Origin of the sequence: Microcoleus sp. N9_A1 (genome assembly GCF_036701795.1) — a bacterium.
In the GTDB taxonomy this organism is placed as follows: domain Bacteria; phylum Cyanobacteriota; class Cyanobacteriia; order Cyanobacteriales; family Microcoleaceae; genus Microcoleus.
The window spans coordinates 1-7,976 of record NZ_JAUBRI010000126.1 but is presented as its reverse complement, the minus strand read 5'-3'; the positions used below and the strand labels follow the sequence as shown (position 1 = coordinate 7,976).

Annotated in this window: 9 protein-coding genes; 6 read left to right on the top strand and 3 right to left on the bottom strand. The window is 46.8% G+C overall.

Annotation, left to right across the window (positions count from 1 at the left end; all coding sequences use genetic code 11):
• Positions 1–147 precede the first annotated feature (147 nt).
• The 5 genes from QUA58_RS30080 to QUA58_RS30060 all read left to right on the top strand — a co-directional run bounded on the left by QUA58_RS30080 (position 148) and on the right by QUA58_RS30060 (position 3,973).
• On the top strand, positions 148–849 hold the full coding sequence (locus QUA58_RS30080) for a V4R domain-containing protein (protein WP_333257275.1): 702 nt from the start codon (positions 148–150) through the stop codon (positions 847–849).
• Between the two features lie 94 nt (positions 850–943).
• Complete coding sequence (locus QUA58_RS30075) at positions 944–1,210, top strand: hypothetical protein (RefSeq protein ID WP_333042386.1); 267 nt, start codon at positions 944–946, stop codon at positions 1,208–1,210.
• 170 nt (positions 1,211–1,380) lie between these two features.
• Positions 1,381–1,851 carry a phycobilisome protein gene (locus tag QUA58_RS30070; protein WP_333257279.1) on the top strand — a complete coding sequence of 157 codons (471 nt, stop codon included), beginning with the start codon at positions 1,381–1,383 and terminating at the stop codon, positions 1,849–1,851.
• A gap of 50 nt (positions 1,852–1,901) precedes the next feature.
• Entirely contained in the window at positions 1,902–2,564 is a 663-nt protein-coding gene (locus QUA58_RS30065; protein WP_333397803.1) for a V4R domain-containing protein, read from the top strand.
• Positions 2,565–2,806: 242 nt separating this feature from the next.
• Positions 2,807–3,973: a pentapeptide repeat-containing protein gene (locus tag QUA58_RS30060; protein WP_333257285.1), complete on the top strand. Its 1,167-nt coding sequence runs from the start codon at positions 2,807–2,809 to the stop codon at positions 3,971–3,973.
• 17 nt (positions 3,974–3,990) lie between these two features.
• Here QUA58_RS30060 and QUA58_RS30055 read toward each other — a convergent pair whose 3' ends face one another.
• Together QUA58_RS30055 and QUA58_RS30050 are read right to left on the bottom strand one after the other, a co-directional pair.
• A complete protein-coding gene (locus tag QUA58_RS30055; RefSeq protein WP_333257288.1) occupies positions 3,991–4,461 on the bottom strand; it encodes a phycobilisome protein in 471 nt (156 codons plus the stop codon).
• Positions 4,462–4,499: 38 nt separating this feature from the next.
• Positions 4,500–4,982, bottom strand: coding sequence for a 2Fe-2S iron-sulfur cluster-binding protein (locus QUA58_RS30050; protein WP_006635922.1), 483 nt, complete (start codon positions 4,980–4,982; stop codon positions 4,500–4,502).
• 502 nt (positions 4,983–5,484) lie between these two features.
• Between QUA58_RS30050 and QUA58_RS30045 the strand changes: the two genes are divergently transcribed.
• Positions 5,485–7,422, top strand: a complete 1,938-nt coding sequence (locus tag QUA58_RS30045; RefSeq protein WP_333257292.1) for a serine/threonine-protein kinase — start codon at positions 5,485–5,487, stop codon at positions 7,420–7,422.
• A gap of 368 nt (positions 7,423–7,790) precedes the next feature.
• Here QUA58_RS30045 and QUA58_RS30040 read toward each other — a convergent pair.
• The coding region (locus tag QUA58_RS30040) for a hypothetical protein (protein WP_333397801.1) at positions 7,791–7,976 on the bottom strand (186 nt) is incomplete at its 5' end.

The window sequence follows — 7,976 nt, the reverse complement described above, 5'->3', positions numbered from 1 at the left end:
GTCTTGATAGATGCGATTCCCCTTGAAACTGGAAGCCCCCGTCATAGCGGTACTCCGCTTGACGGTGGGTAGTTCACATTGGATACACAGGCCAGTGTATTTGACTCTAATTTTCACCAAACTACACCAAAAAGGAATAACTCGCCAATGGTCTCTACTGCCAAAAAAGAAATTTCCCCCAACAGCGAATCGCTACTGAAGCAAAAGCATCCTAAAACTCACAGCCACTATAGGTTTCAGGATTTTTTTGCCTTCGATCGCCAGATGGGTACAATTGACGACTGGAATCAGTCGCGCAACATTTTTACCAGCGAAGACTTCATTATCGGTTTGGTGGAGGGGCTCGAAGAAGAAGTCGGCCCCGCGTCCTCTGTCATCATGTATACTATTGGTTGCCAGTGGGGACTTCAAGATTCCGAATTTTTTCAAAAATGGTTTAGTGCCGAATACAGCCAGAACATTCGCCAGTCAAATCTCATGTTTCTGCTAGAAACTTGGTGGTGGCCTTTCACAGCTCAAGGTTGGGGTCGCTGGGAAGTGGACATGAGCGATCGCAAACACGGCTGCATCTTCATCAACCTCTTTGACTCAGCAGTTGCTCGCACATTGGGAGACGTAGGCAAACCGGTTTGTCACATATACGCCGGTTTGTTCGCCGGTTTCTTCGGCTCTTTAGTCAAAAAGCCTCTGAGCTGCATAGAACTCCAATGTTACTCAATGGGAGAAACCTATTGCAAGTTCTTGCTCGGCAACCCAGATAAAATTGATGCAGCAGCATTCTGGCTCAACGAAGGTGCCAACGCGCGCGATATTCAAAATCGACTGCAACACGGTGAAATATTGCGGTAAACAACCTGGAAAGGCACATCCCCTGCCCTGCCTTTCCTCCCACCAATTTCGCGATCGAAAGTGCGATGGTGGATTTCTCCAGGCAGGAAGAAAGATGAAAAGTCAAACTTCATGGTTGGACCAATCTGTCCAAGAATTCTTTGGTCACTATAATTGGCTGGGAAAATCTTTAGAAACCCCAAATGGCTCGACCCCCGGTCAACTTCTGAGTTTAACCCAGCCAGTAGCAGACTTTTTTCAAGCTATTTCTTGGGAAGGAATTCCGGAAGTAGGTGCCCTACCCCTACCGCCACCCTTGCCAGTAATTTCTATTTCTGAACAAGCAGAAGTCACCATTGATGACCTATTCGACCTGTTTTAATCTGTGTAGGGAATGGAAAATGAAAAATAGGGCAATCCCTCATCCATCTTCCCTCACTCCTCTTTCCTCATCCCTCAAAATCAATTAGTTAAATCCGTTAAATCCCGTACACGGCTCGTTGCCGAACTTCCTTCCTTTTATCAATTACCGATTACCACTTAATTAAAATCATGCACCCTGAGATTGAGGCGCTGCTGGATCAGGCAGAAAACCGCTTTTTAAAAGGCGAAGAACTCATAGCTTTTAAGCGTCAAGCTGTAACCCTTGTCCAGCGCTTAAAAATTTACGAATTTTTGCGAGAGAAGGAAGCAAGCATCTTCCAACCAGTAGCCAACAAACTACAAGAAACATTCCCCGACGAAAAACAAGAAACCTTAGAACGATCGCTCAAACACTGGGTGTTAGTCTTGCGGTACTGCGCTATGGCTATGCTGCTGAACGATCAAAATTTTCTCGAACAGCGCCTTGTAGACTGGCTTTCCGGCATAGTCGAAGCCCACCAAACTCAAAATATCGAAGCAACTGTTTGCAATCTGCTGCAAACTCGTTTAAAAGAATTGCTTTCCGAGCAAGCCCGGGCTATATTGCAACCATTTTTCGACCAAGCACAGTCAATTATTATTGACCAAGGTAATAAATAATCAGCTTTCTTCCCAATTTCCAATTCCCGATTCCCAATTCCCAATTTCCGATGATTAATATTGCCGACTTACTCAAACAGCCCCGACTCCCTGGAAACTACTTTGCCAGCGATGCCTACGTCCGAGGCGACCTCGAACTCGGCCTCCTCGAAAACCGCCGGGGTGATAGGCTCTTAGCACTCCCAGAAACACTGATTCAAGCCATTTATATCGGCTTAGAACAAGAAACAGGTCAAGCCTCCCGCCTCGTGCTTTTCAACTGCGGTCGCTGGTGGGGTAAAAACTTCTACGTGCGTTTTTGCGAAGAAGTCAGCGAATACTACGGTCAGCCAGTTTCTGAAATGGAAATGGTAGAATTTCTTCAGTCCTTGCAGCAGTGTTGGAAAACTCATGGATGGGGAACATTTGATCTGGACCCCAGCTATTCCGAACAGGGATTTTTAATAGTAAAAATTGCTAACTCTCTTTTTGCTAAAACAGCCCCCAAGTCTAAGCGACCAGCCTGTTTTTTAGAAGCAGGTATTTTAAGTTCTTTCTTTAGTCAGCTTACGGGTCGAGAACTTCACTGCCTGCAAACATCCTGCGAATCATTGGGTGCGGACTGCAACCGCTTTATTTTAGGGCTGCGCGATCGCCTCCAACCGGCAGATTCTATGGTCGAAGAAGGAAAAGACCATGAAGCTATTATCAGTCAACTTTTCCAAAAAAACTGACTTATTTGACAGCTATTACTTTGTTGCTAATAGCTGTCAAATCGATTTTTTTACACCCATATTATCCACCGTATCATCAAAACTGTGAGTTAAATTATAAAAAAGCTCCTGAGTTAAAAAATCAGATTTTAGCAATTCAAATAAAACCTGATTATAACTAGCAGCTAGAAACTTCATAACTTACTCTAGAAACTCATAAAATTTAAAAGCAATCAAAACCTCAAACATTTTGCTAGAACTTAATGGACGCCAATGAACTTCTAACTCGATATGCAGCCGGCGAAAGAGATTTTAGACTGGCAAATCTGCGCGGCATTGTGTTGAGTCCGATCGATTTATACCGTTCCAGCGATGCCCCAACTCTAATTTTGGCAAACCTCAACCAACACCAGCAACGACCCTATTTAATCGGTGCGAACCTCAGCGGGGCCGACCTCACCAAAGCCCATCTGAGCCGAGCCAATCTCAGCAAAGCTGACCTCAGCGGAGCCAATCTCACCGGCGCCAACCTCATGGCCGCAAGTCTGAGTGGCGCCAATCTCATCGGCGCCAATCTCACCGGCGCAAACCTCGCCGGATGTCACCTGAATTGGGCAAATCTGACCGGAGCAATTCTCCCCAATGCCAATCTTATAGGTGCAGATATGAGCGCCGCCAACCTCACCAAAGCCGTTCTCAGCCAGGCCAATCTCAGTAAAGCCTATCTGATTAAAGCCAATCTCAACGGGGCAAACTTCAAAGATGCTTACTTAAGTCTAGCGAGTCTGAAAGAGGCAGACTTGACCGAAGCACAGCTCACCGGAGCCGAATTATCCAAAGCCAACCTAGCCGGAGCCAACTTAACCCGTGCTAACCTCAGCAAAGCCAACCTGTTGAAAGCTAATCTCAGGCGAACTAACCTCACTCAAGCCTATTTAAACGGCGCGTGCTTGAGCGGATCAGACCTTAGCGAAGCTTGCTTGGATAGAGCCAATTTGTGCAAAGCAGACCTCAGCAAAACCTACCTGAGAAACATTACTTTGAATGGCAGCCACTTAAGCGGTATTAACCTCAGCGGGGCAGACCTCAGCGGTGTAGACTTGAGCCGCAAACTTTTAACTGGAATCAATATGGCAGAGGCGTTGTTGAACGAAGCCAACTTGAGCGCTGCTTATCTGATGGAAGCTAACTTGAGCGGCGCCAACCTCAGCAAAGCCAACTTGAGTTCAGCCTACCTGATCAATGCCGACCTGTCTAATTCTTGCCTGCATGAAATTAACTTGAGCAAAGCTAACCTGAGTAAAGCCAACTTGCATAAAGCTGACTTGACAGGAGCCAACCTCCGGGGAGCCATTCTCACTGAGGCGGATTTGACAGGAGCGAAGTTGATTGGAGCCACTCTTCCTAACGGCATAGTTTATCGGCGTTAACTTGTCAACCCCCTTGATTATTTGCCGAGTAAAGTGCGGTTGATGTCCAGAATCGGAAAAAATAGGTTCCTTTCTTCCACCGTGAGATATTGTTTGAGGACCTTTTTCATCACATCGTAGGTCACGGTTGCACTATTTCTAACTTGAACAGCGCCTAAAATAGTTTGCAACCAAAGTAGTAGCCGATCGCGCAATCGTTCCGTATCATTAATCAATAGTGCTGCCGCCGAATGCCTTAACACCCGCACAATATCTCCACGGCACTTTTCAGTGACATCGTTAGCCCCCCGCCGAAATAAACTAGGGTCTAGAGACTGCATTTGTGCTTCCACTTGCCGCATAATTTCTGTTTCAGAGGCTTGAAGTTTTTTATAAGCACTCATCCGGTGATTCAAAGACTGAAAGTAGTCTTTCAAAAATTGGAGTTCTTCTGCACTGGCGTAGCGTCCGTCTGCTTCCATGCTCAAACGCGCAAGTTGGCTCAACATAGATTTTTCTCTACTACTAAAATACAAACATATCAGTTTTAAGCTTCTTTAGTCCGAACTAAATACTGTCCTACTTGAAAGCGGGTTTCATTAAGCTGTGTAACGATAGAACGAGTAATTAACTTTCCCGATTCTACAACTACTTGACCCGTAATTGGGTGTAATAAATCTTGCTGGGCCCGGCGGCCGATCAGAGCTTCGACATTTTCAATAGCATTAATGTACATCCCCGCAGGCAACTGTACAACCACACCCTCGCCCATAATTTGAGCCTGACAAGCAAGTCGCGAATTGGCTTTAGCCGTAGTAATGACTTCCAATGTTCTTCTCTCGCGGCGGTTCATGTCCGACAAGCCTTCCATGCCTTCTTTAATGTAAACATGGCAGGTAGCGCACATTCCCCGCCCCCCGCATTCCTTGAGAACGTCTAAGTCTTTGGAAAGTAAGGCAGACAGGATATTTGATCGGGTTTCGACTGCTATTTCCTCCGCAATTGGATCTAGTTTAATAATTTTAACCATATTGATGTTTGCTCCTGTCAAGTTCAGTATTTAGCAAGTTACGATCAACTTATTCAAAGCGCAAAAAAATTTGGCTAACACTCAAAAAGGTTAAGATGCCTTGACGACAGCATCTGCTTCTGGCTCTCTAACCCCTATGGCATAACCGCACTTATTTTTTTGTCATATCGCTGTTCCCTCGCCCCGATTCCCCAGCTTAGCCTTGAAAAGCTAAAACCTTAGATACTTTCTAGATGGCATTGAAAAAACTGTAATAGTCGCGATCGACTAAAATAGCAGCCACAGGTAGTTCCCGAGCGGGTACCGGCGTCCGCCAAGATTGATAGCGATTCCCAAGCTCAAGGATTTTAGTACGTGCGACTGTGCGATCGCTCTCAAGGAGGCTGAGAATGAACCTGAGATAACATAGGCTGTACCTGGCGAGCGATTCAAAAATTTGAATTTTTGTCAGAATTATTTACATATTTTAATACTAGCTCAAGCTTTTTCTATAATTAGACCGATGCAACATTCTAAGTACCGCATTTTAGGGCTAGTCGGACAAGGACAATTTGGTCGAGTCTTTTGTGCCAGCGTTCGAGAAGCTCCCGCCCAGGACTCCCGCCTCACCAGCCAACTGGTTGCTCTCAAAGAACTTAGTCATCAAAAAGCCCCAACTAGCGAATTCTTGCGAGAGCTGTGGTTTCTGATCACCTTGCAGCACCCGAATATTGTTACCTGCCGAGCTCTAGAACACACAGCTACAGGCAGGTACTTGGTTATGGACTACTGCGAGGGAGGAACCCTCCGCAACCTGCTCAAACAAGACCGCCCCTTGCGTCTGCTCGAAGGTTTACAGCTAGTCATGGAAGTTTTAGCAGGCTTAGACTACGCGCACCGCCGAGGCGTAGTTCACTGCGACATCAAACCCGAAAATATCCTCCTAACTTTAGGAGCAAAAGGTTGGTCGCCCCGGCTTTCTGACTTTGGCATCGCGCGTCGGCTGCCAGAAATTGGTACCACTCGCCTCCACCAAGAAATTTCTCCCGACGCTACCGTAGGTTCCCCCGCTTACATGGCCCCAGAGCGGTTTTACGGTCTTTTTTCCCCGATGTCAGATATATATGCAGTAGGAATTCTGCTGTTTGAATTGCTAATGGGCTACCGCCCTTTCGGGGGAACCCCCGGAGACTTGAGGTGGGCGCACCTGAATCAACGCTTGCAATTTCCCGGCGCCATCCCCGAACCTTTGCAAGCAATAGTCAAAAAATCTTTAGAAAAGCTACCAGCCCGCCGTTTTGCCAGTGCTTCTCAAATGGCTCAAGCTCTGCGGCTGATCATGTACGACCCCGCTGTCAGGCAATTGGGCGACTGCATTATTCCTTGGGAAAACCCCACAACCAGTGGTGATAAAAGTCTGAAGTCTGAAACTGAGTCTTTGCTAGAAGTTGAAGAGGAAAAAGCATCACAGTCGGCTATTAATTTACTTGGGACTGTGCGCTATTCGCTTTCCCAGCCCAAGCCACTAATACTTCCTGTACCGGTGACCACTTTAATTGCCACTGAAACCTATCTCTATGCTGCTGTAGGTACAGAGGTGAAGGTTTGGTGTCAGCCTGGAAAACAGCTCGTTACAGGAGAACAGTCTACTTCTATTTCATTAATGCCGGAAATCGTGCGCGGCATTTTACCTGCTTCCCACGGCTGCTGCGTTCTCACTCCGCAAAAACTTTACTGGCTCAATGAGCGCTCTTGGGAGCCTCAATGTTTGCTGGATATGGGTTTGAGGCAAGGTCCAGATGCTTTAAAAGCTGCTGTTGACCCTCACGGCCACTGGTTGACAGTAGCGGTTCCTGGCGAGCTGCGTTTTTATTCTTTAGCTGCCAACAGCACTGCAGGCGATCCGGAAAAAGTCCTGAAGCTGATGGCTACTGTGCCGTTATCAGAACACTATTTACCAGAATTAATTTTTTTGGATCGGCGACACGTCTTAGCAGTTTGGCCGGACAACGAGCCAAAAAATCCCCAAACTATTTTTAGAGTTTACACTCGCCGCGGCACGCCGGTGGGTTCTGTGCGTTTGTCTGCCAGCGTAGGACAGATGCTGTTGACACCGGAGCCTTATACTTTGCTGGGAATTCCCCAAGGTGGTAAAGCGGCGGTGTTGTTGATGAAATTGTGGCCACTCAAGGTAGCACGAATTCCTCTTGAAACTTTGCCCGTGTCTGCTTGTGTGGCTAATTGGGGATGGGTGTTGGCAGATGTAGGGGGGCAGATAGAAGTGTTAAACAGTCAAGGGATTCAAGTAGGGAGTTTTAGCAGCCCCGCCTCACCCCGGGCGATAGCTCCTTGGGGGAATAGAGGTCTGGTGATTGCTGTCAATACTGAGGAAGAGAGTCACTTGCACTTTTTAGATGTAGATGTTGAGGAGACCAACTCGCCATCGATCCTCAAAGGCTGATAACTGGGGTAACTGAATGAGTTTCGGGGTGTAATTCAGGAGAGTGTCTTTGCGGGCGATCGATTCCTGGGAGTTTGATCTGGGTTAGAGTACCGTGTCGTGTCAACTTCTGGATTTTGAATCAGAGGAATTGTTAAGGGCGATCGGCTCAATCTGAGACCCAAACTTCCCTCAGTAAAGTCCAAGAAATGCAGACACCACATATATATGACTCATGCACCAGCCTGATTCTGTCATCCTAACCCCATGATGCAGCCTCACATCTTACACTCTAACCTTGCCTTACCCATACTCGAAGTAAGCCCCATCATCAGGTTGAACCAATGAGTGCTTCTACTCATACGCGGGAAATAGTCCGCCTAAAAGCCTTATGTTGGTCCAAAAAAAGACCCCATGGTTAAAAGAGGAGTCAGCCAGCGGAGGTCGGAGCAGTGAAGGGCAGCCGAAACCCTTGGTGTGTATAGGTTCAAAAAAAAGCTCAAAAATAGTTTCCCAAAAAGCTTGACAACCCCTTGCGAAATAAGTATATTAATAAAGCGCCAGAGAGAAGGCGG